This window comes from Janthinobacterium woesei, from assembly GCF_051380875.1.
Taxonomy (GTDB): Bacteria; Pseudomonadota; Gammaproteobacteria; order Burkholderiales; family Burkholderiaceae_D; genus Janthinobacterium.
Genome location: NZ_JBNYXW010000001.1, coordinates 273,957 through 295,022 on the forward strand (window position 1 = coordinate 273,957; position 21,066 = coordinate 295,022).

Consider the following 21,066-nt stretch of genomic DNA (forward strand, 5'->3'; position numbering starts at 1 on the left):
TGCCTTGCCGCTGGAGCGCGGCGCGCCCGAAGCGCTGTTTCGTCAAGCGTACGGCACCAAAGGCGGCTATCTTGCGCGGCCACTGATTTATACTGAGTACCTGCCTCCACGCGAAGAACATGATGATGACCACCACCACCCGCTGCTCCTGGGCCAACCCGGCCAACCCCCGTTATATTAAATACCACGATACGGAGTGGGGTGTGCCCTGCCACGACGAGCGGCGCCTGTTCGAGATGCTGAACCTGGAAGGCGCGCAGGCGGGCCTGAGCTGGGAAACCATCCTGAACAAACGCGAAACGTACCGCGCCGCGTTTGACGGCTGGGACGCGGAAAAAATCGCCGCGTATGGCCCGGAGAAGGTGGCACAGCTGCTACTAGATCCCGGCATCGTGCGCAACCGCCTGAAGGTGGCGGCGGCCATCACGAATGCGCAAGCCTATTTGCGCCTGCGCGCGCAAGGCCAGACCCTGGACAGCTTGCTGTGGGCGTATGTCGATGGCCAGCCCATCGTCAACAGCTGGCAGCCTGGCGACCTCCCGTCCAGGACGGCCTTGTCGGACCAACTGTCGAAAGATCTGCTCAAGCGGGGCTTCAAGTTTGTCGGCTCGACCATCATCTACGCCTACATGCAGGGCATCGGCATGGTCAACGACCACGCGCCTGCGTGTTTTTGCCGCGCGGGGCGCTGATGCGCCACGTACCGGTCGTGCTCGACACGGATTTCGACGGCGCGCGCTTTGGCGCCGCCTGTGCCGCCCATGGCGGGCGCCGCCTGCACTACATCGCGCTGGCGCCGCGGCCCGTTGATGCCCGCCATTTGCCGCACGAGTGGCGCACGCAATGGCCGCCCTGCGTGCCTGGCCAGCACCGCATGGTTTCGCGCGATGGCCTCGTCACGCTCGATGTGCTGATCGGCGAGCCCGATGCCTGCCTCGCGCAACTGTCGGCGCAGGTCGATGAAGCGTACCTGGCGTGGGTGCCCGCATCGGTGCCGGTGCTGGCGCGCCTGATGCGCGATGGCGCCCGCCTGCAAGCCGTGCACCTCGACGAGGCGCAGCGCGCGGCGCTGCAAAAGAACGGCTTTGTATTCGACGAAAACCGCCTGCGCGCCGTGTTTTATGCGCGGCGCGGCGAACACGTGCCCGCCGTGGCGCCCGAGCGGCACGCCATCGTCATCGGCGCGGGCGTGGCTGGCGCGGCCGTCTGCGAGCGGCTGGCCTCGCGTGGCTGGAAAGTGACCCTGATCGAGCGCCACGCGCAAGCGGCCAGCGAAGCGTCGGGCAACCTGGCCGGCATCTTCATGCCGTTGCCGTCGAAGGACGACAATATCGCCACGCGCCTGGTGCGCGCCGCGTATCTGTATGCGCTGCGCTACTGGAAACGCCTGGGCGGCATCGGCGCCGCCATCGAGGGCCAGCAATGCGGCGTGCTGCAACTGCCGCGTGATGGCGCGCATGCGCAGGTACAGCGCCACATCGCCGCCAGTGGCCTGTATCCGCCCGAGCTGGCGCGCTGGCTGGAAGTGGCGGAGGCGTCCGCCAAGCTGGGCGCCCCGGCGCCCGACGGCGCCTGGTGGTTTGCCGAAGGCGGCTGGGCGCGCCCGTCTTCCGTCTGCGCCGCCATGCTGGACGCCTGCGGCACCTTGCTGACGCGGCTCTTTTCCACCAGCGCCCTGCGCCTGGAACGCGGCGACGGTGAATGGCTGGTGCGCGATGCCGACGGCACGTTGCTCGCGGCCGCGCCCACCGTCATCCTGGCGGCCGGCACGGGCGCGCTTGATTTTGCGCAAGCAGCCAGCCTGCCGCTGGACGCCGTACGCGGCCAGGTCACGCACCTGCAGGAAGGTACGCTGCCCGGCGTGCCGTTTGTCGTCTGCCGCGAAGCCTACATGACGCCGGCGCACGACGGCATCGTCTGCGTGGGTGCCAGCTACGATGTGGACACCGACCGCAGCGTGCGCGCCTCCAGCCAGCAGGAGAATTTGCAGAAGATCGCATCCATCCTGCATATTCCCCCGTTCACTGCGCCGCTGGCGGGGCGCACGGGTTTTCGCTGCGTGGCGACGGACCGCCTGCCGCTGGCGGGCGCCTTGCCCGACCCCGGCGTGCCGGGGCGCTGCGAGAACCTGCGCGACGTGCCGCGCTGGCCTGGCCTGTATGGCTTACTCGGTTTTGCCTCGCGCGGCCTGATCTGGGCGCCGCTGGCGGCCGAACTGCTGGCTTGCCAGCTGGAAGGCGAGCCGCTGCCGCTGGAAATCCAATTGGCTGCGGCGCTCGATCCTGCCCGTTTTCTGTTGCGCGAACGCCGCCGCGCGTCATAAAAATACCCGCTCGCTGGCGTTGGCGCTGTCCGGTCCGATGGGTAGCGGCGCCGTGCACCGCTGCACGCATCTCGATGCAGACGAAAAGCCGCCCCGTGCGCAACATGGGTCGGCATTGTTGCGTCAGATCACAGACTTCTGCGCCATGCTGTAGCGCTCCCCGGTACGAACGGTATAATTTGCCTGTGGCAACATTCAAGCTGCGGCGCGGTGCCGCTGGCGCCCAAGGAGATATCCGGTGGAAGATCAACACAGCTCGCCCGAGCTTTTCCTGTTCCTGGCGTCGACCGTGCACGACATGAAAAACTCGATCAGTGTGGTCAGCGGCACGCTGGAATCCTTGCTGGCGGCCGAGCAGGCCAAGCCCGCGCCCCAGGCCGACCCGGCCTACCTGCAGATGGCGCAGATGCTGTACCAGACCAAGCGCCTGAACGATAACCTGATCCAGCTACTGGCCCTGTACAAGGAAGTGGGCAAGCCCGGCTACCCGTTCGACGTGCAGCCGCAGCTGGTGGGCCAGGTGGTCGACCAGGTGGTGGCCCAGGAAAAGATCCTGCTGACTTCGAAAGGCATACGCCTGGAGACAGAATGTCCGCCAGAGCTGATCTGGACCCTGGACGAAGACCTGGTCATCGGCGTGCTGGCGCATGCCATCAACAACGCCATTCGCTACACGAAAGACACGATCCGCCTGTCGGTGCGCCAGGTCGATGCCTTGCTGGAGCTGCGCGTGGAAGATAATGGCGATGGCTACTCGCAGGCGCTGCTCGACGCGGGCAGCGCGGCCATGGATGGCATGGCGGCCGGCGTGAACTTTGCCACCAACAGCACGGGCCTGGGCCTGTATTTTTCCAGCGAGGTGGCAAAGATGCACAAGCACCGGGGCCAGGGCGGCAGCATCGCCCTGGAAAATGGCGGCGCCCTGGGTGGCGGCTGTTTCATCTTGCGCCTGCCCTGAAAGAGGAATCCATGGCAACCGATAACCACGCCACCGCCGCAGAGGCGGGCAGCACCGACTGGGCCGACAAGCATTATCTGCTGGTCGACGACTTTATCGGCATCCGCATCCTGCTGCGCGAATCGTTGCGCAACCTGGGCGCGCGCCATATCGACCAGGCGGCCAGCGGCGCTGATGCCATGAAGCTGCTGGCCAAGACGCGCTACGACGTGGTGCTGTGCGATTACAACCTGGGCGAAGGCAAGAACGGCCAGCAAGTGCTGGAAGAGTCGCGCGTGCGCAACCTGACGGCGCCGTCCAGCGTGTGGCTGATGGTGTCGGCAGAGAAAAGCGTGGAATCGGTGATGGGCGCGGCCGAGCACCAGCCCGACGCCTACCTGATCAAGCCCATCACGGAAGGCGTGCTGCTGACGCGTTTGAACCGTGTGTGGCACAAGAAGCAGGTGTTTCGCGACATCGACCAGGCCTGCATGGAGAAGGATTATCTGCGCGCGGCCAAATTATGCGACGCGCAGATCGTGCTCAACAAGCTGCACGCGCTGGAATTGCTGCGCATGAAGGCGTCGCTGCTGCTGAAAAGCGGTGAACCGGAAAAGGCCCGCGCCGTGTATGAAAAAGTGCTGGCCGAGCGCGATTACAGCTGGGCCAAGGCGGGCCTGGGCAAGATCCGCATGAATAACGGCGAGCACGAGGCGGCGCGGCAAATCTTCCAGGGCGTGATCGTCGAGAACAAATACTACATCGATGCCTACGATCAGATGGCCGTGGCTTACCAGCTGATGGGCCAGCACGAGGAAGCGTGCGGCGTGCTGGAAAAGGCGGCGCGGCTGTCGCCCAATTCCGTGCCGCGCCAGCGTAACCTGGGTCTCGCGGCTTTAAAAATCGGCAATGTCAGCATGGCGGAAAAGGCCTTCCGTAAATGTATTTCCATCGGCGAGTTTTCCGTCATGAAGACGCCGGACGCCTACCTGGGCCTGGCGCGCGTGTGCGGCCTGAAGAAGGATGCCAAGGAAGCGCTGCAGTGGCTGCTGCTGGCGCAGCGCGAATTCCTGCCCGAGCAGATCGGCCTGCGCGCCAAGATTACGGAAGGCATGGTGCACCATGAAACGGGCGATTACCGGCGCGCGCGCAAGTGCGGCGATGAACTCGAAACCATGCTGGCCGAAGACCCGGTGCGCCCCGAGAAGAGCATCTGCATGGAGCTGGCGACCCTGCTGTTTGCCGTCGGCGTGAAGGATGCGCCGGCTGGCCTGCTGTGCTATGTGGTGAAGAACAACCACGACAACCAGGTGGTGCAGGACGAAGTGCAAAAGATTTTCGACAAGGCGAAGATGGGCGACGAAGGCACCAGCCTGATCATCGCCGCGCGCAAGGAAGCGTCGGACTTGATGAACAAGGGCGTGCTGCTGTGGAAGACGGATAAGCTCAACGAGGCCGTCAGCTGGATGCGCGCGGCGCGCGAGAAGCTGCCGAACAACCTGCGCATCCTGTTCAACTCGGTGCAAATCATCGTCTCGTTCCTGCAGCAGCGCGGTTATCAGGCGGAGCTGGCGGCCGAAGCCATGGAAGTGTTGTTGAATGTAGACAAAATTGCACCAGGGCAGCAACGCTTTGCCCAATTGATGGAGCAACTGGTGCAGCTGACGCCGCCGCCCGGGCCGGAAGAGGTGGTCGTGGCGCTGGAAAATGCGCCGCCGGCACCGGAAAAAGGGGGAAAAGCCGTACGTCAGCGCGCCGGATGATAAACTAGGGGCCAGCGTGGGTTCGCCTGCGCTTGAGTTGCTTTACAACAATAAGGAAGAAACTATGCGTGATGTGGTCAATGAAGTATACAAAAAAATGAAAGTCGGCAGCATTGCCTGGGTACGCCCGGTAGCCGCCAAGGGAGACACGCTCGATACATTCCAGTCTTCGTACGAGCACGCCAAGGCGCTGGCCGACGAAGGCCTGATCATGATCGGTGACGTAAAACGCCAGGCCGACAATCAAATCGAGGCGATCCGCATTCATCGTATCGCCTGATCATATCGTCGACTTAAGTTGCTAGGCCTTGCCCGGCGCTTTTGCCTTGGGCGCCGCGCGTTTCGCCGGCGCCTTGCGCAGTGGGGCCATGGCCTTGGCCGTGGCGCCAGCTTCGGCCGGCTTGGCGGACTTGTTCGCTGCTGGCGTGGCCATGTTGCCAAAGCTGGCCGCTGCCGCACTGGCAGAATCGGGCGACATGGCCGTCGACACCGCCTGTTTGAACTGATCTTGTAACACATTCCACCAGGCACTAGGATTGGCTAGCTGGGCTGCCGCCTGGCTGCTGGCGTCGCTGGGCGCCGCAGCTGCAGCAGCTGCCGGAGCGGGTGCAGGCTTGGGCGCCGGTTCAGGCGCTGGCGCCGCAGTTGTTGCTTGCTGGAAAAACGCGGAAGCATACGGCACGGTTTCAAACAGCGATTTCTCGCTGGCACCGGGCTGGGTAATGGCGGCCGCCAGCGAGGCACCCATCGATTTCAGGGTGGCGATGGTGCCGCGCTGCACTTCCAGCGCCTGGATACTGCCGCGCAGCATGCTCATATTCAGGTTCAGCCAGGCTTCCACGGCCTTCAAGTCGTTGATTTTCTTGTCCAGTTCTTCCACCGACATGGTGGGCGCCGTGATGCCGGGCACACCCATGCCAGGCATGCTCATGCTGCCCCACAGGTTTTTGACGAAGTCGAGCGTATCGGTCACAACTGCTGCGCCCGGCATTGGGGGCATTTGCGGGTTTGCCATGCGAAATCTCCTGGTAGATGGATAGTCCTAGCGTAGCAGATATCAGCTTGCAACTGACGCAAAGTCGCCAACATTTTCTTACATAAAACATCAAGAGTTGAGCGTGGGCAAGAAGCAGAAAGGCGGGCGAAAGCGTTACACTACGGCGTATGATGCCCGCTTCCTTCTTTTCGTCACCGCGCCGTCGCACCATTGTCTTTATTGCGGTGATCGGTGCGCTGCATTACCTGGTGCTGGAATGGCTCACGTCGCGTGCGAGCATGGTGCCGCTAGTGCAGGGCAAGGCGCAGGTGGCCAGCATGGCCTTGATCGCTGAGCCGCCCAAGCCCTTGCCAGTGATGCCGCCACCGCCGCCGCTACCCGTGCTCCCGCCAATGCCCAAGCCCAGGCTGCCGCCACCGCCGCCACCGACCGACCTGGCTTCGAGTGAAACAGCGCAAGCCACCGCGCCCGCCAGCGATGCGCCGGAAGGTCCGGCCATGCCTGCGCCGGCGATGATCGCGCCGGCCATCATGGCGCTGGCGCCAGCAGAAGTGGCGCCAGCGGCACCGGCACCGGCCAGCGCGCCACCGCCGGTGGAGCAGCAGGCGCGGCGCTACAAGGCGAATGCGCCCGCATCGGCCCAGTTCGACCTGCACGTGGACCGGCGCGATGCCGACGGCACCAAGTGGCAGGGCGTGGCAGCGATGGCGTGGCAAAACCGGGGCGACAACTACCAGCTGACCTTGGAAGTGGGCTTGAGCATGTTGATTACGCGCATCAACTTGCTGGTACTGACCAGCGAAGGCGTGATCGATGCCAGCGGCATCGTGCCCGTCACCGCCACCGAGAAGCGCAAGGGCCGCGCGCAAACGGCCACGCATTTCAACGGCGATGGCAAGGTCATCACCTTTTCGGCCACCACCGCCACGGCGCCATGGCAGGAAGGGGCGCAAGACAAGGCCAGCGTGCCGTTCCAGCTGGCCGCCATCGGCCGCGCCGACGTCAACCAGCTGGCGGGCAATATCGACATCCTCGTCGGCGAGGAAAAGGAAGCGACCGTGTTTCGCTTCCAGCTGGTGGGCGAGGAGGAACTGGACACGAAAATGGGCCGCCTGGTGACGTGGCATCTGCGCCGCCCGCCCAAGCCGGGCACGTATTCGTCGCAGCTCGATATCTGGCTGGCGCCGTCCCTGCAATGGTATCCGGTACAAATACGCAATACCGAAGCGAGCGGGGCGCTCACTACGCAAACCGTCACCAAGATCTCCGTAAATGATGCAACAGGAAAATAAATGACTACTTTGACTACCCTGAAACACTTGCTGGCCGCCAGCCTGCTGGCTGCCACCCTGTCTCCCGCCATGGCGGACGCGCCCGTGGAGCATCCCGTCATCAAGCGCCCGTACAAGCTGGCGCCATCGGCTGACCTTGTCTATTCGATCAAGGCCAGGCAGCGCGGCATCGGGCTGTCCGGCGAATCGGTCAGCAACTGGCGCGCCGGCGATGGCAAGTATTCGTTGCTGGCCGAAACGAAGGCGGCCCTGTTTGGCAAGATCCTGGAACAGCGCAGTGTCGGCACGGTGGACGACTACGGCCTGGCGCCATTTCAATTCGTGGAAAAGCGCTTCCGCAAGGATGCCGTCACGACCACCTTCAAGCGCGACAGCAAGACCATCGTCTTTGGCGAAGGCGACGAAAGCTATCCACTGAAAGGCGGCGAACAGGACCGCAACAGTGCCGTCTGGCAACTGACCAGCGTGGCGCGCGCCGCGCCCGAGAAGTTCGTCCCCGGCTCGGAATGGGCTTTCTTCGTGGCCGGCGCGCACGATGCCGAGCCGTGGATCTTCAAGGTCATCAAGGAAGAGACGGTGGCGACGGGCATGGGCGAAGTCGCTGCCATCCACCTGGTGAAGGCGCCGCCGCCCGACAAGAAGGGCCAGCAAGTCGACCTGTGGCTGGCGCCATCGCTGGAATGGTATCCCGTGAAGGTGACGTTTGCCGATGCAGACGGCGATTACGTCGAACAAACTTTGCAGAAGATCATTAAAAAGTAAGTGCTTACTGATGTCGTGGGCTCAGACGGGGACGCCGAGTCCCGGTGGGGGGATGCGCCCAATGGGCATATCCCGATTCCGAAGGAACTGACCCTGTTCACCGCCAAGAGCTTCGACAAGCCGGTGCCAGCGTTGCGCCGCGTCCGCACACCCCCATCCCATACGCTAAATTGCATGTCAGAACTGATATACTGACGCCCCCGCCCCGCAGCGCCGCAAGGGCCCGCTGCGCCGCCCGCTGAACACTCATCCGGAATAGAATGATTGATATAATGGCAAGTGCAGCCGTGGCTGCGGATGCAAATCAGACAGAGCAAGAGCATCACGATTCTTTGCAGGCGCATTTCCAGCCGAATATCTCGGCCGATGAAATCGAGCAAGTGTTTCATTTGAAGCGGGCGCAGCCCTTGCTGCAAGTGTTTACGGCCCTGTTTCACGGCGGTTTCGATGGCGTACTGGTGCGTCTCTTGGTGTTGCGCGAGCTGGCGGCCGATGCGGCCACCTCGGCCTACACGCGCGCCGATATCAACACCAAGCTGGCGTATCTGTTGCCGGAAAGCCTGGAAACGGTCTTGCTGCGCTTGCGCTCGAACCAGTTGCTGGCCTGGGACGCGCAGCAGGGCGTGTACCGCGTCACGCCCATGGCGCGCAACGTGCTGTCGGCCATCGACAGCTTGCTGGGCCTGGGCCAGACGGAAGACGAGGCTGAAATGGGCTTCCTGCTGTCGCAGGTGGCGGGTGCGCAAGCCGTCGGTGGCGTATCGGTGGAGCAACTCCAGCATCTGTTGGGCCGCCTGGTGGACTTGACGGAGGAATTCTCCGACGCCATCGCCTCCGGTTCCGAATTCCGTTTGCGCACGGCGCAATCGAAATGGAATATGGCTTGCGACTGGGTCGAGAAGGGCTCCGAGATTCTCGTGGCGATTACCTCCGATGAAAACGCGGACAGCGCCACGCACAGGGCGGCGCAGGCGATTGGCCGCGCACAAAGTAAATTGTTGAATATGCAAGGCATGTTTTCGCGCGCACTGAACCAGATCGAGCGCCAGCGCGTGCATCTGGGGCAGTCGGGCCTGTCGACGACCGATATCAAGCGCTGGCTGCTGCTGCATGAAGACCTGGCCAGCCTGGCCGAGGGCGCCATCGACCAGCCTGTCGTGCCGCTGTTTTCCACGCCGGCCGAGATGATCGACGTGGCCGAGACGGAATTGCTGTCCGAGCGGGCGCCTGGCGTGGCCAACACGGGCTTGCCCAGCGGCGAGGACGCGCCCACCACCATCAGCGACGGCCCCGCCATGCAACTGGAACTGGACGATCTGCTGGCGCGCCTGTCGAACTTCGCCAGCCTGGGCAATTTCCCCAGCATCGGCGAAGAAGGACCCAAAAGCGTGCCGGTGCAGGATTCATTGCTGCCGGCCAGCTTTGCCGTGGCCTCGTACCGCGCCTCCATGCTGCCGCTGCTGGGCGATGTATCCGAAGCGAGTTTGCAGGGTTCGACGGCCGAACTGGCCCGTTTGCCGATTACCTTTACACCGACCGACGAGATGGTCCTGTTGACCGACCCCCACGTGGCGGCCATGTCGATCGCCTCGCTTTCACTGAATGTCTCACTTGATTTAGATGGCGCCACCTTTGATGAATGACGATTCCCAAATCCTGATTGCGCGCCTGCTCACGCATCAAACCCTGCGCCGCGACGACAAGCTGGTCAAGCGCGTGCTGTCGGACGAGCTGTTCCGCGCCGAGATCGATGCCCGCCTGCTGGCCTGCGGCCTGAAACTGCTCGACAACGTGTATGCCGACCATGTGACCCTGGCCCTGACGCGCGCCATCGAGCCGAAGATCTTCGGCGCGCGCGACGTGTGGCAAAACAATAACTTTGGCCTGGCCCGCGATGGCGTGGCCCTGCTGGTGGTGCTGTGGGCGCAGATCATCCTGCCCAAGCGTGAACGCCAGGAAACGCACCAGCATGCGGATGATGATCAAAATGACATGTTCGGCACGGAAAAGCCGCTGCCGCGCGCGGAAGACGCATCGATCGGTATTTCCTACAAGGCGCTGCTGTCGGACTTCGGCGACAAGCTGGGCAAGAAGACGCGCATGGACATGAACCTGGGCACCCTGGCCAAGCTGGGCTTCATCGAGCGGCGCGGCGACTTTATCGTCGAAGGCCCCTTGCTCGACCTGATGATGGATACCGACGTCTTGAAAGAGCGCATCATCAACGGCGCCCTGGCCGACGTGTTCAAGCGCGCGCCGGCGCGTCTGGTGGCGGTCAGCGATGATCCACTGCTCGACGCCGACCTGTCCGTCGATATTGACGATCTGCCCGATGCCAGCGACGAGCCGTCGCCTGACCTTCCTCACTGAAAGCGCCCATGTTTCATATCAAATCACTTGAACTGGTGCACTGGGATTACTGGCAGCGCATCAAGAATATTCCGCTCGACGCGAAGATCATCACCATCGCGGGGCAGAACGGCTCGGGCAAGACCACCTTGCTCGACGCGCTGCGCACCCTGTTCGGCCTCGATTGCTCGATGGGGCGCACGTACAAGCACTATGCGCGCCACTCGGGCCAGCAGACGGCCTGGCTGCGCGCCGTGGTCGACAACAAGAATGTGGGCAAGCAACTGTCGAACCGCCCGTTCCGCAGTTCCGGCTTCTTCAGCGACGATGAAGTGACCTTGTTTTGCCAGATCCAGAAAAACGGCGGCGACTGGAAGCGCCAGTATCTGATGCGCCCAGGCAATGTGCAGATCGAGGACATCACCGACGCCAACGACTGGCTGGGTGTGGAGAATTACCGCAAGCGCCTGGCCAATGCGGGCCTGTCGCCGGCCATGTCGAAAGTGCTGGCGCTGGAGCAGGGCGAGACGGACAAATTGTGCGAATACGCGCCGCGCCAGCTGCTCGACCTGGTATTCCAGGTGTTTGGCGACAAGGAAGTGCTGGATGCCTACGATGAAGCCAAGCGCCACCAGCGCGATACGGAAGTGGAGCTGAAACGGTTTGAGACGGAACTGGAAGCGTCGAAAACCAATCTGGAAGGCTTGCGCCTGCGCGTGGCCAATTACCATCAGTGGGAAGGCTTGCACAAGGAACGCCGCAACCTGCTCGAAGAAGTGCTGCCCAGCTTGCAGTACCACGAGGCGCGCGAAAAAGCCGCCACCGCCAGCCGGCAATTGCGCGATGCGCGCAAACCGATGGCGCAGGCGGACCAGCAGCTGACCGATAAGCGCAATGCGCTGGCGGCGCAGGCGAAGGCCCTGTCCGACGCGCAGATGAACGAAACCTTGCTGGAGCAGGAATCGATAGTCTTGCAGAGCCGTTTGTCCCTGATCAATACCAAACTGAAACCGCTGGACAGCTTGCTGGAACAGAAAGAGCGCCTGCACAAGCTGGCGGCGGACTCGGGCAGCGACATCGCCGAAGTGGCGGCGCAGCTGGAACAGAAGGAAGCGGCCTTGCTGCAACAGCGCCAGCAGCGCGACGCGCTGTCGGCGCGCATCGCGGGCGAGCAGGCAACCATTGCCGCGCTGCAAGGCAAGACGGCCATGCCGGAACCGGACAATGTGCGCGGCATGCGCCGTGCGCTGCGCGACGCGGGGATTTCCCACGCCATGCTGTCCGATATCGTCGAAGTAACGGATAGCCGCTGGCAGGGCGCCGTCGAAGGCGTGCTGGGCGGCTACGCCTCGGTGGTCTTGCTCGATAAAGCCAAGGACGCGGCTGCCGCCTATCGTTTGGCCGAAAAAGAACGCTATCGCCACTTCATCGTGCCCGATTTGGTCACGGCTCCGACCGCGCAAGACGAAAGCCTGCTGGCGGTGGTGAAATTTTCCGCGCCCGTACCAAGCTGGCTGATCGAGCAGTTGTCGCGTATCGCGCGTGTCGATTCCGTCGAAGCGGGCTTTAAACTGGGCAACCACGAAGAGTGGATCACGCCCGAGGCGTATCACCGCGAACGCCGTGGCGGACGCTCGCTGTTCGTCGAAGCGTCGCGCTACCGCTTTGGCCAGGCTGGCCGCAGCGGCCGCCTGGAAGCGCTGCTGCGTTCCTTGCCGGGCCTGGAAGGCCAGGAAGACACCCTGACCCTGGCGATCTCGAAACTGGCGGCGGAAGTGGGCGCCCTGAAGGCGCGCATCGCCGGCGTCGACGCGGCCAAGGAACTGAGTGCGCGCCAGGAAGAATTTGCCGAAGCGCTGCGCAACTCGAAGCCCTTGAAGGAAGACCGGCTGGAAGTGGGCGGGCGTCTGGGCGAGCTGCAAAACCTGACCAAGAACGCCACCGTGGCGCGCACGCGCGCCGATACCGTGTGGCAAAACGCACGCCTGGCCTTGTCCGAAGCGGAAGCCGGTTCGCGCCTGGGCTACAAGAAGCAGATCGAGCAGCGCGCCGAGCACGCGCGCGCCATGCTGGCCTTGCGCCATGCGTGGCGCCACCTGCCGAAGAGCTGGCGCCGGCCAGCGCGCCGCACGGCCCTGGTGGCCGAGCACCAGAATGCGCACCAGGTCGACCTGCGCGTGGCCAGCCTGCAAAGCAGCCTGGCGCGCGACGACTGGGAACTCGACGCCACCGTCATCGACCAGCACCACCGCCTGTCGGACCAGCTACATGGCCGCCAGTCGGAAACGGACGAGCGCCGCTACCAGAATAACCGCGCCATCGAAGCGACGGGCAATGCCCGTGGCGCCTACATGGAACGCTTGCGCTACACCATCAAGACCTACAGCAAGAACATCAAGGAACTGGGCGAACTGGCCGGCATCGAAGTGCATGCCGACCCCGTGCGCCTGGAAAACGATGACGTGCAACTGTCGCAGGCGGGCCTGCACGTGCGCTTCAAGTTCGACGGCAAGGGCATCATCGGCATGAACGATGGCGAAGCGTCGGGCGGCCAGCAGGTGATGAAGTCACTGGTGTTGCTGATCGGCTTGTTGAAATCGGAAGATGGTTCCGGCGGCTTCGTCTTCATCGACGAACCGTTTGCCCACCTGGATATCCGCAACATCCAGCTGGTCGGCGAGTTCCTGAAAAACACGCAGGCGCAATACCTGATGACGACGCCGTTGACGCACAACACGGATGTCTACGATCCATCGGAGCTTACTTTGATCACCAGCAAAAAAAAGAAGGATACGCAATGGGCGCAGCCGATCTTCGTGCTGCAGCGGCGCGTGGAAGCCGCCAAAGTGGGGTGATGGCTTAGGCTTGCAAAGTCTTGTTGCGCTGGCGCCAGCGCAGCAGGCCCCAGGCGTACATGGCGTAGTAGCCGATGACCAGGCCGTAGGCGGCCATGGTTAGCGCGCTCTGGCCGAACGGCGGCGGCGGCACGGGCACGTCCAGGCGCGTGTTCAGGTAGATTTCCATGCCACGGTACAGCAGGCGGGCGATGAACAGCATCGTGATGGCCAGGCCCAGGTAGCGGTGCTGGGTAAAGAAAAATTCCTTGCCGACGTGCTCGAAGCGCGTCAGCTTCAAGCCCAGCACGCCCAGCCAGCCGCCCGCCAGCGCACCCGCGCCCAGGCTGGACAGGGGCAAGAGTTCGAATTTCGTCGTCGTCGCCAGAAACAGCAGCAGCACGGGAAACGCGATCGCCACCGTCCAGTGGCGCCACAGCTGCGACTTTTGCCGCGCCACCAGTTTCTTCAGGCGCGAATAGATGCGCCAGACCAGCAGCGGGACCAGGAACAGCAGGGCGAGGGTGGTGGTTTCCATGTATGCATTCGGGTACGGGTAAAACAGCGATTGTAAGCCAGAAGGGGAATCGGGCGAAGCTTGTCCAATGGTAAAAGTTGCTGGCGCGTCGATGCGCCCGCCACCCTGGTGTGGGCCGAAGCGCAGGATGGCTGCCAAATAAAGACAGGGCACAAGGGCAGCGGCGCGCATCTCGTGGTATGGTCTTCCTTTGTCTGCAGGGAGGCCAGCCATGTCAATGTTTGCCGTCGATGCCCACCGCGCGCCCGATCCGGCGCCTGCCGATGAACCGATGCCGGCGCCGGAGCACGAGCCGCAACAGGCGCCGGGCCACCACCCGGGGCCAGAGCACCCGGTGCAGCAGGACGATCCCGTGCCGCACCCGCACCCCAGTTAATCTCGTCAAGAAAGGCTGTTTCAGATGGCAATTGTCAAGGAAGTCTACACCCGCAAAGTCAGCGGTGACTCGTTCGACTATGAACTCGATTACACGCCCGGCAGCGACGTGGCCTGGATAGCGCGCGTGTACCACGATGGCGTGCTGAAAGGCTCGCCGCACGGCGCGCTGACGGCCAATGTGCTGTCCGGCCCGGCGCTGGAGCAATACCTGCGCGCCTATGTGGAAGGCATGATCGAGCGGGGCATCGACGTCGCCGAATAAGGTTTGCGGCAGATCAAACAGAAAGGGCGCCGAGGCGCCCTTTGTTGCTGCTGAGGTGTTATACCGTCAGTCAAACGCCCACGTGTACAGCACGTCCAGCGCATTATTCGTGCCCGTCTGGAACTGCAAGGTGATGCGGCGGTTCAGCTTGTAGCGCAGCTTGACCAGGCTCGTCGCCGTGCTGGTGCCTTGCTCGAACGTCAGGTAGGCGCGCGACGAGAGCCGCTTGCCGACGGTGACGACCGTGCTTTCCAGTCCTTGCGCCTGCGACAATCCCACTTCATCGAGGCCCAGCGAGCTGGCCAGCTTGCCTTGCAGGCCGCCACCGGAGCCGCCGAAGAGGGCGCCTGCAGCGGTCGTCAAGAGGGCCATTTCATCGCCGGCCGCCGATTCCGCGCCGTGGCCCAGGATCAGCCAGGCCAGCTTGTCGCTGTCCGAGACGCTCGGCGTGGAGACCAGCTTGGCCGTCGGCGCCTGGGCCGTGCCGCGTACTTCCACGCCCGCTTCCACATTCGTTTCCGACAGCGCTTCGCCTTCCGGGCGCTTGCGCACGGCCAGGATGTTCAGGGCCGGGTTGTCGTAGGCGCCCGTGAAGTTGATCAAGCCCCGCTCGATGGCCAGTTTTTGCCCATACGCCGCATACAGGCCGTTGACGACACGGATGCTGCCCGACACGCGCGGCGCGGTGCGGTTGATGACGCGCGCGCGCACATTGCCCGCCAGGTCGGCATCGAGCCCCATGCCGCGCAGGTGGAAGTTATTGCCCAGGTCAAATTCGAGGTCGATATTGAGGGGCAGCGACGGCGCTTCCTTGCTGCCTTTGACTTCCTTGCCCAGCACCACCACGTCATTGCTTTGCGTGGGCGTATCTTGCGGCGCCAGTTCGATCAGCGCGCGGTTGGCCTTGAACTTGCCTTCGAAGCTGAAACGCTTGTCGTTGCGCACCAGCGTGCTGTTACCTGACAGAATCAAGGTGCGGTCCGGGCGCGACAGCGCCTGCAGGCGGTCGGCCATCAATTTCAGCTCCAGGCTCGCTTCGCCATTCGCAAAGCGCACCCAGCCATCTGCCTGTACCTTGCCGTCGCCGCCGTCAAAGCTCAGGCGCTGCAATTGCAATTGATCGCCGGCCAGCCTGGCTTGCAGCACGCCATTGCGCAATTTCAAACCCTGGTCGGCCCAGTTCACCAGTAGCTTGCTGCCGTTGATGTCGCCATTCAATTGCGGCGCGCCGATGGTGCCGCTGCCGGCCAGCGCGATTTTCAGGGCGCCGCCCAGCTCCAGGCCCGGCTGGCCCGTCAGCGGCGCCAGCCACGCCAGCGAGTCGATGCTGGTGGTGCCCGTCAGGGAGAGGGCGCTGTCGTTGCTGATGCGCCCGCCCAACATTTGCACGGTGGCATTGATATCGCTTTGGCCCGCGCGCGCGCCGTCGAGTTTCACTTGCAGGCGCAGTTGCTGGTTGGCCACGTCGACGCGTGCGTCAAAGGTGCGCAGGCCCAGCGCCAGAGGCTGATCCACGCCCACCGTCACGTCGCCTTTTTCGCGGTAGATGTGCAGCATGCCAGCCAAAGAGGGCGCTTTGGGGTCTTTCTGTTTGGCTGTCGGCATTTGTATATCGAGCGACCATTGCGCGCCCAGCGTCAGGTCGCTGCGCGCATTGGCTTGCAGCGCGGGAATGACTTGCGCCAGGTAGGTCAGCGCCACGCCGGCCGCCTGGCCGGAACTGGTCCAGCGCGGGCCGTTCTTGGCCAGGCTTTGCATGCTGATGCTGCCTGCCGGCAATTTGATCACGGTATTGCCCACGCTGATCTGTTCAGGCTGGCCCAGGCCCGCCACGCCGCTGCCGGCCGGCCCCGCCACCTTGACGGGCACGGGCGCTTGCAGCACCAAAGCATAGCGGCCCTTGTTTTGCAGGCTGTCGATGCTGCCCGTCCAGCTGGCGCCGCTCTGGCTGCCTCTGACTTGCACGGTGGCATCGAAATCGTCATTGCGCGCCGCCAGGCTCAAAGTATGGCTGCCGCGCGTGCCCGTGGTGTTCAGGCGGGCGCTGGCCAGCTTGAAAGTGGGCGTGCTGTAGCCCGTGATTTCCAGGTTGCTGACCATGGGGTCGAGCGCGCCCTGTCCGGCGCCCACGCTGGCCGTGCCTTTGACGGCCTTCAATTGCTGGTCGCCAAAGAAAGTCAGGTCACGGCCATCGAGGCTCAGTTGTGCGGCCGGTGCTTCCATCTTGCCGCTCACGGAACCGGATGCATGCAGCACGCCGGCGTAGCCGGGGCCGAGAGTCGACAGTTGCGGTGCATCAAGTTTCCACGTCAGCGTGTCGGTGGCGCCGCCCAGCGCGCCTTTGGCCTGCAGGCTGTTCGGCCCCAGGCGCAGGTCCGCATCCACACTGTCGACCCGTTTCGCATTCGCCGACAGCTTGGCGTATCCGGCCAGCGGGGCGTTTTGCAGCGTCGATTCGCGCAAGGCCAGATTCAGCGCCACTTGCCAGTTGCTGGTCAGGCGGCCGTTGCCGTTGAAATCGGCGTTGACGTTACCGTTGGGCAATGCCGCGCCAAAGGCGGACGGGTTGATCTTTTGCAAGGAACCCGTCATCTTCAGTTCCGCTTCCTGCTTCGGCCCCGTCAAGCCCACTTCGCCGCTGGCGTGAATGGCGCTGTCCGGCGCGGGGCGCTTGCCGCTGGCAAGGCCCAATCCTTTCGCATCGGCGACAAATGTCGTGCGCGGCTGTTGCATGCTGCCTTGCACGACGCCGTTGGCCAGCACAGTGCCCAGCAAGTCGCTCTTCAGGGCCGAGAGTTGCCGCGCATCGACATTCCAGTGCAGCTTTTCGCCGGCGCCGCCAAAGTTGCCCTTGGCCGTCAGGTTATTCTTGCCCAGCGCCAACTGCACGTCGATTGCGCTGAAGTGCGCCGCATCGGCCGTCAGCTTGCCCTTGCCCGACAAGGGCTGGTCGAGCAGCTTGCTGGGGCGCACGGTGAAGTCTGCGTTGGCCAGCCATTGCGGCGCCTGGGGAGCATTCATGCGGCCGTTGGCGCGCACGTCGAGGTTCAGCTCGGCCACGGGGAAGGCGCCGAAGTCGGCCGGATTCAAACGGCTGGCATTGGCCACGGCCTTGAACTCTTGCGTGTCTTTCAGGCTGATCTGGCCCGTCGCGTTGAGATTGCTCTTGCCTGCTTGCAAAGTGGCCTTGCGCAGTTGCACGAGGGAATCTGCCAAGGTGGCTTCCACGTCCAGGCGCAGCTTGGCTTCGCCCAGTTTGGCGCGCAGGGTTTGCGTCTTGCCGTCGCTGTCGAGCACGATATCGCCGGCGATCTTCGTGCTGTTGATGCTGCTGACGATGTGCTGCAGGTCGATCTTGTCCGTATGCAAGGTGAGCTGCGCATTGCCGATGGGAGCGTCGGCGGCGTCGCGGTTCACCTTGCCACTACCAATGAATTTGCCCGCATTGCCAAAGTCGATGATGGCCGACTCCAGCGTGGTGGCCGTCAGGGTGCCGCCCAGGCGCGCCTCGAACTGGCGCAGCGGCAGTTTTTGCTGGTCGATGGGGCCAGGCGTGGCGTGGTTGAGTATCGCCAGCTTGCCCGACACCGTTTGCGTGCCTGGACGCGTATCGATGGCGACATCGAGCTCCAAGCTCAGCTCTGCCTGCGGCAGGGTGGCATCAAAACGGCCCGGATTGATGTTGCGGCCGCGGATGCTGGCCGAGCGCAGGATGATGACGGGATCGAACGGCGCCAGCGCCAGTTGCGCGTCCGCCGTGGCCGCGCCCGCGCTGCCCTTGGCAGTCAGGTTCAGCACATTCAGGTCGCCGCCCAGTTGCAGGCTCAAGGCGGCCGGTTTTTCGCCGGCGGCGGCATTGAGCTGCGTCAAGGCGGCCAAGCCTTTCAGCTTGAACGGCTGCGTGGCGGCAATCGTCGCGCTGGCCGTGGCCTGGCCGAACGGCGTCAGCGCCGAAGCGTCTGCCAGCTGCCATTGCGTCTTGTCGCCGGACAAGGTGAAGTGGATTTTTTCAAATACCGTGTTGCCGCCCGGGCTGATGAGCGTGACCTTGTCCAGCCGCGCGTCGCTAATGCCGATCTTGAACGGCGAGGCCAGGCTGGCCGGCATGGTGGACGGTTCCTCGGGCGGCGCCGTGTTTTCCACGGACAGGCTGGCCACGTGCAGTTCGCTGATCGCGATGCCTTCCGAGAAGAACTGGAATGGCGACCAGTTAATGTCGATGTTGTCGGCCGTGATGTGCTGCGTCTTGCTGCGGTAGCTGACGTGGCCCAGGTGCATGCGGTCGTACAGCGAGCCGGACACTCCCGTCACTTCGATTTCGCCGCCGCTGGCGCTGGAGATTTTTTGCACCAGCAGTTGCAATGTCGATTCGCGGCCCAGGAACCAGAAGGCGGCGCCCAGCAGCACGGCCAGGCTGGCGATGGCGATCAAGAGGTAGCGTACCCAGCGACGGGGTTTTTTTGCCGGTGGCGGGGGCGCGGCGTCTGGCGCCCCGGTAGTCATGTCGGACATCAGAAAGTGAATCCCAGAGAAAAGTGCAAACGGTAGGCTTGGACGGCGTGGCCATAGGCGACGTCGACATTGATGGGGCCGACGGGGCTCTTGTAGCGCCCGCCCAGGCCGTAGCCCGATTTTGGCGTCAGCGCCTTGACGGTGTCGGCTGCATTGCCGGCGTCATAGAAGGCGGCAATGGCCCATTTCGGCTTGAACCAGTACTGGTATTCGGCGCTGGCGGTGGCCATGTAGCGCCCGCCGATGGTGGCATCGCCTTCCTTCACGCCCAGTTCCTGGTAGGCATAGCCGCGCACCGACTGGTCGCCGCCCGCGCGGAACAGGTAGACGGCCGGTACGCCGCGCTTTTCTTTCGAACCCAGCGCACCCATTTCGCCGCGCAGGATCAGCTCGCCTTTTTCACCGAGCGGACGGTAATACACGGCCTTGCCGGCCACGCGCACGAAGCGCTCGTCCGTCAGCACGGGCAGCAGCGCGCCGCCCACCTGGGCGTTGATGACATAGCCCCGCGTGGGGAACAGCAGGCTGTCGAGGTTGCGCTTGGTGATGGCGTAGGTCAGCGGCAAGCTCTTGCTGCGCGTCTGCTCCAGGCCCACCACGGTCTTGTCTTCGCTGAGGAATTCGAACGTCAGGCTGCGCTCCAGGTTGGTGCCGCCCCAGTTGCGCTTGGCCGAGATGGTCGTCACGGCCGTGATTTCGTTGGAAATGTCGCTGCGCTCGAACGAGGCGCCTGCGCTGTCGTTGTAGCCGCGCTCGGTGGTGGGGAAATAGAAGTTGGCGCGCGCCGCCTGTTTCTTCGTTTCCATGGTGATGGCGCTCTTGAAGCGCGTGCCCCACACATTCAGGTTGTCATAGTTGAGCTGGGCACGATTGCCCGTATTCGTACTGAAACCCAGACCGGCGCTGACGTTTTGCTGCTTGTTTTCCGTCACGCGCACCACCAGCGGCAGCAGCGGCGCGGGGCCGCGCCTGGCTGGCCTGGCTTCGGGCGCCGCGCCGGAGGCCTCGGCTGCCTGCGTTTCCTGGCCCGCCTCGATCTGCTCGCTGAGGATGCTGCTCATGTCGGCGCTCACTTCCACGCTGGCAAAGTAGCCAGTGTCTTGCAGGCGCGCCTGGAACGATTGCAGCGCCGATTCACTGTAGTACTCGCCGGGGCGTATTTTATCGAGGTTGCGAATGATGCTCTCCGGATAACGTTTCAAGCCTTCGATGCGCAGCTCGCCAAAGCGCAGCTCGGGGCCGCTGTCGAGCACCACCAGCAAGGAAACCTTGTGCGTTTCCGGGTCGACCACGGCTTGCGTATCAACCAGCTGGGCACGCGGATAGCGCGTCTGCACCACGTCACGCAGCAAGGCGCGCTTGGCGGACTCCCACTCGGCCTGGCGAAACACGCTGCCCGTCTTCAACGGCCAGCTGCGCTTGAGCGCTTGCGTATCGTACGGCTCGGAAGCGGCCAGTGGCGGCGTAGCGTCGAAGCCGCGCAATTCCAGCTCGACCTTGCCGACGCTCACCGCTTGGCCGGGATCGACGTCGACGATGACGACGGACCTGGCGCCCGATGTATCGAGGCGCACCGTGACGACGGGCGTGTAGTAGCCGGCCGTGGCAACGAGGTTCTTGACTTGCTCAGGCGCATCGCGCACGAGGCGCTGCAATTGCTCGCGGTCCATGCGCGGGTTGCCGCGAAAGCGTTCCAGGTCAAGGTTCTTTTCAAGCAACTCATCGAGGTCGCCGGGTGCGTTCACCTTGACTTCGTATTGCAGCGGCGCCGGCGCCGGCGCCGCCTCCGCCTCTGTGGCGGCGCTCTCTGCAACGGCGTCTTGCGCGCGCGTTTCCGTGCGCGTTTCGGAGCTTTGCGCGCGGGCATGGGCGGCGGGACAGAGCAAGATGGCACTGCCGGCGGCGGCCAGTGTCAGTTGACCCATTACTTTTGTCACTACTTGTGCCAAAATTCGTGGTCGTAGTGCCTTGCCGGCGGCTGTGTGCCGTATAGGTCGTGCAGAAAACATGGTGCTCCAGATGAGTAAATGCTGTTTGCATGTTACCGGAATAGGTAAATTGATGGCGGACGAATAAGTATTTTTTGCGGCAGGAATCTGGTTTCCTCGCGCACTATTGC

16 protein-coding genes are annotated in these 21,066 nt (G+C 63.6%); 12 read left to right on the forward strand and 4 right to left on the reverse strand.

Translation table 11 applies throughout. From position 1 onward, the window contains the following. Positions 1–122: 122 nt before the first annotated feature. The 5 genes from ACQ4W6_RS01285 to ACQ4W6_RS01305 all read left to right on the forward strand — a co-directional run bounded on the left by ACQ4W6_RS01285 (position 123) and on the right by ACQ4W6_RS01305 (position 5,303). A complete protein-coding gene (locus ACQ4W6_RS01285) occupies positions 123–692 on the forward strand; it encodes a DNA-3-methyladenine glycosylase I (protein WP_436565470.1) in 570 nt (189 codons plus the stop codon). After that, positions 692–2,323 (forward strand): FAD-dependent 5-carboxymethylaminomethyl-2-thiouridine(34) oxidoreductase MnmC1, encoded by a 1,632-nt coding sequence (mnmC1, locus tag ACQ4W6_RS01290; protein WP_436565367.1) that lies wholly within the window; start codon positions 692–694, stop codon positions 2,321–2,323. Before ACQ4W6_RS01285 ends, mnmC1 begins: the two co-directional genes overlap by 1 nt. Positions 2,324–2,561: 238 nt before the next feature. Then, complete coding sequence (locus tag ACQ4W6_RS01295; protein WP_436565368.1) at positions 2,562–3,281, forward strand: sensor histidine kinase; 720 nt, start codon at positions 2,562–2,564, stop codon at positions 3,279–3,281. An 11-nt stretch (positions 3,282–3,292) separates the two neighbouring features. After that, a complete protein-coding gene (locus tag ACQ4W6_RS01300; RefSeq protein ID WP_436565369.1) occupies positions 3,293–5,023 on the forward strand; it encodes a response regulator in 1,731 nt (576 codons plus the stop codon). 64 nt (positions 5,024–5,087) lie between these two features. Beyond that, the gene (locus tag ACQ4W6_RS01305; RefSeq protein WP_436565370.1) at positions 5,088–5,303 is read left to right on the forward strand and encodes a hypothetical protein; all 216 of its coding nucleotides are present in this window, start codon (positions 5,088–5,090) and stop codon (positions 5,301–5,303) included. Between the two features lie 21 nt (positions 5,304–5,324). Here the strand turns inward: ACQ4W6_RS01305 and ACQ4W6_RS01310 are convergent, their stop codons facing one another. Then, entirely contained in the window at positions 5,325–6,038 is a 714-nt protein-coding gene (locus ACQ4W6_RS01310) for a PhaM family polyhydroxyalkanoate granule multifunctional regulatory protein (protein WP_436565371.1), read from the reverse strand. Between the two features lie 149 nt (positions 6,039–6,187). Between ACQ4W6_RS01310 and ACQ4W6_RS01315 the strand changes: the two genes are divergently transcribed. The 5 genes from ACQ4W6_RS01315 (at position 6,188) to ACQ4W6_RS01335 (ending at position 13,278) form a co-directional block, all read left to right on the forward strand. Further along, positions 6,188–7,312 carry a DUF3108 domain-containing protein gene (locus ACQ4W6_RS01315; RefSeq protein WP_436565372.1) on the forward strand — a complete coding sequence of 375 codons (1,125 nt, stop codon included), beginning with the start codon at positions 6,188–6,190 and terminating at the stop codon, positions 7,310–7,312. After that, positions 7,313–8,074, forward strand: a complete 762-nt coding sequence (locus tag ACQ4W6_RS01320) for a DUF3108 domain-containing protein (protein ID WP_436565373.1) — start codon at positions 7,313–7,315, stop codon at positions 8,072–8,074. Between the two features lie 272 nt (positions 8,075–8,346). Continuing rightward, entirely contained in the window at positions 8,347–9,717 is a 1,371-nt protein-coding gene (locus ACQ4W6_RS01325; RefSeq protein ID WP_436565374.1) for a hypothetical protein, read from the forward strand. After that, positions 9,710–10,444, forward strand: a complete 735-nt coding sequence (locus tag ACQ4W6_RS01330; RefSeq protein ID WP_436565375.1) for a hypothetical protein — start codon at positions 9,710–9,712, stop codon at positions 10,442–10,444. Before ACQ4W6_RS01325 ends, ACQ4W6_RS01330 begins: the two co-directional genes overlap by 8 nt. Before the next feature lie 8 nt (positions 10,445–10,452). After that, positions 10,453–13,278, forward strand: a complete 2,826-nt coding sequence (locus ACQ4W6_RS01335; protein WP_436565376.1) for an ATP-binding protein — start codon at positions 10,453–10,455, stop codon at positions 13,276–13,278. Positions 13,279–13,282: 4 nt separating this feature from the next. On the opposite strand, the gene ACQ4W6_RS01340 is transcribed toward ACQ4W6_RS01335, so the two are convergent. Then, positions 13,283–13,795, reverse strand: a complete 513-nt coding sequence (locus ACQ4W6_RS01340) for a CcdC protein domain-containing protein (RefSeq protein WP_436565377.1) — start codon at positions 13,793–13,795, stop codon at positions 13,283–13,285. A 211-nt stretch (positions 13,796–14,006) separates the two neighbouring features. Here ACQ4W6_RS01340 and ACQ4W6_RS01345 point away from each other — a divergent pair, with 211 nt between their 5' ends. Beyond that, entirely contained in the window at positions 14,007–14,171 is a 165-nt protein-coding gene (locus tag ACQ4W6_RS01345) for a hypothetical protein (RefSeq protein ID WP_436565378.1), read from the forward strand. 24 nt (positions 14,172–14,195) lie between these two features. Then, positions 14,196–14,435 (forward strand): hypothetical protein, encoded by a 240-nt coding sequence (locus tag ACQ4W6_RS01350; RefSeq protein ID WP_436565379.1) that lies wholly within the window; start codon positions 14,196–14,198, stop codon positions 14,433–14,435. Positions 14,436–14,501: 66 nt separating this feature from the next. Here ACQ4W6_RS01350 and ACQ4W6_RS01355 read toward each other — a convergent pair whose 3' ends face one another. Together ACQ4W6_RS01355 and ACQ4W6_RS01360 are read right to left on the reverse strand one after the other, a co-directional pair. Then, positions 14,502–18,947, reverse strand: coding sequence for a translocation/assembly module TamB domain-containing protein (locus ACQ4W6_RS01355; protein WP_436565380.1), 4,446 nt, complete (start codon positions 18,945–18,947; stop codon positions 14,502–14,504). Beyond that, a complete protein-coding gene (locus ACQ4W6_RS01360) occupies positions 18,947–20,872 on the reverse strand; it encodes an autotransporter assembly complex protein TamA (RefSeq protein WP_436565381.1) in 1,926 nt (641 codons plus the stop codon). Before ACQ4W6_RS01360 ends, ACQ4W6_RS01355 begins: the two co-directional genes overlap by 1 nt. Between the last annotated feature and the right edge of the window lie 194 nt (positions 20,873–21,066).

Coding starts and splice junctions, on each gene's coding strand:
- ACQ4W6_RS01285 (WP_436565470.1), top strand. CDS start 123: ATGATGACCACCACCACCCGCTGCTCCTGGGCCAACCCGGCCAACCCC.
- mnmC1 (WP_436565367.1), top strand. CDS start 692: ATGCGCCACGTACCGGTCGTGCTCGACACGGATTTCGACGGCGCGCGC.
- ACQ4W6_RS01300 (WP_436565369.1), top strand. CDS start 3,293: ATGGCAACCGATAACCACGCCACCGCCGCAGAGGCGGGCAGCACCGAC.
- ACQ4W6_RS01305 (WP_436565370.1), top strand. CDS start 5,088: ATGCGTGATGTGGTCAATGAAGTATACAAAAAAATGAAAGTCGGCAGC.
- ACQ4W6_RS01310 (WP_436565371.1), bottom strand. CDS start 6,038: ATGGCAAACCCGCAAATGCCCCCAATGCCGGGCGCAGCAGTTGTGACC.
- ACQ4W6_RS01315 (WP_436565372.1), top strand. CDS start 6,188: ATGATGCCCGCTTCCTTCTTTTCGTCACCGCGCCGTCGCACCATTGTC.
- ACQ4W6_RS01320 (WP_436565373.1), top strand. CDS start 7,313: ATGACTACTTTGACTACCCTGAAACACTTGCTGGCCGCCAGCCTGCTG.
- ACQ4W6_RS01325 (WP_436565374.1), top strand. CDS start 8,347: ATGGCAAGTGCAGCCGTGGCTGCGGATGCAAATCAGACAGAGCAAGAG.
- ACQ4W6_RS01330 (WP_436565375.1), top strand. CDS start 9,710: ATGAATGACGATTCCCAAATCCTGATTGCGCGCCTGCTCACGCATCAA.
- ACQ4W6_RS01335 (WP_436565376.1), top strand. CDS start 10,453: ATGTTTCATATCAAATCACTTGAACTGGTGCACTGGGATTACTGGCAG.
- ACQ4W6_RS01340 (WP_436565377.1), bottom strand. CDS start 13,795: ATGGAAACCACCACCCTCGCCCTGCTGTTCCTGGTCCCGCTGCTGGTC.
- ACQ4W6_RS01345 (WP_436565378.1), top strand. CDS start 14,007: ATGTCAATGTTTGCCGTCGATGCCCACCGCGCGCCCGATCCGGCGCCT.
- ACQ4W6_RS01350 (WP_436565379.1), top strand. CDS start 14,196: ATGGCAATTGTCAAGGAAGTCTACACCCGCAAAGTCAGCGGTGACTCG.
- ACQ4W6_RS01355 (WP_436565380.1), bottom strand. CDS start 18,947: ATGTCCGACATGACTACCGGGGCGCCAGACGCCGCGCCCCCGCCACCG.
- ACQ4W6_RS01360 (WP_436565381.1), bottom strand. CDS start 20,872: ATGGGTCAACTGACACTGGCCGCCGCCGGCAGTGCCATCTTGCTCTGT.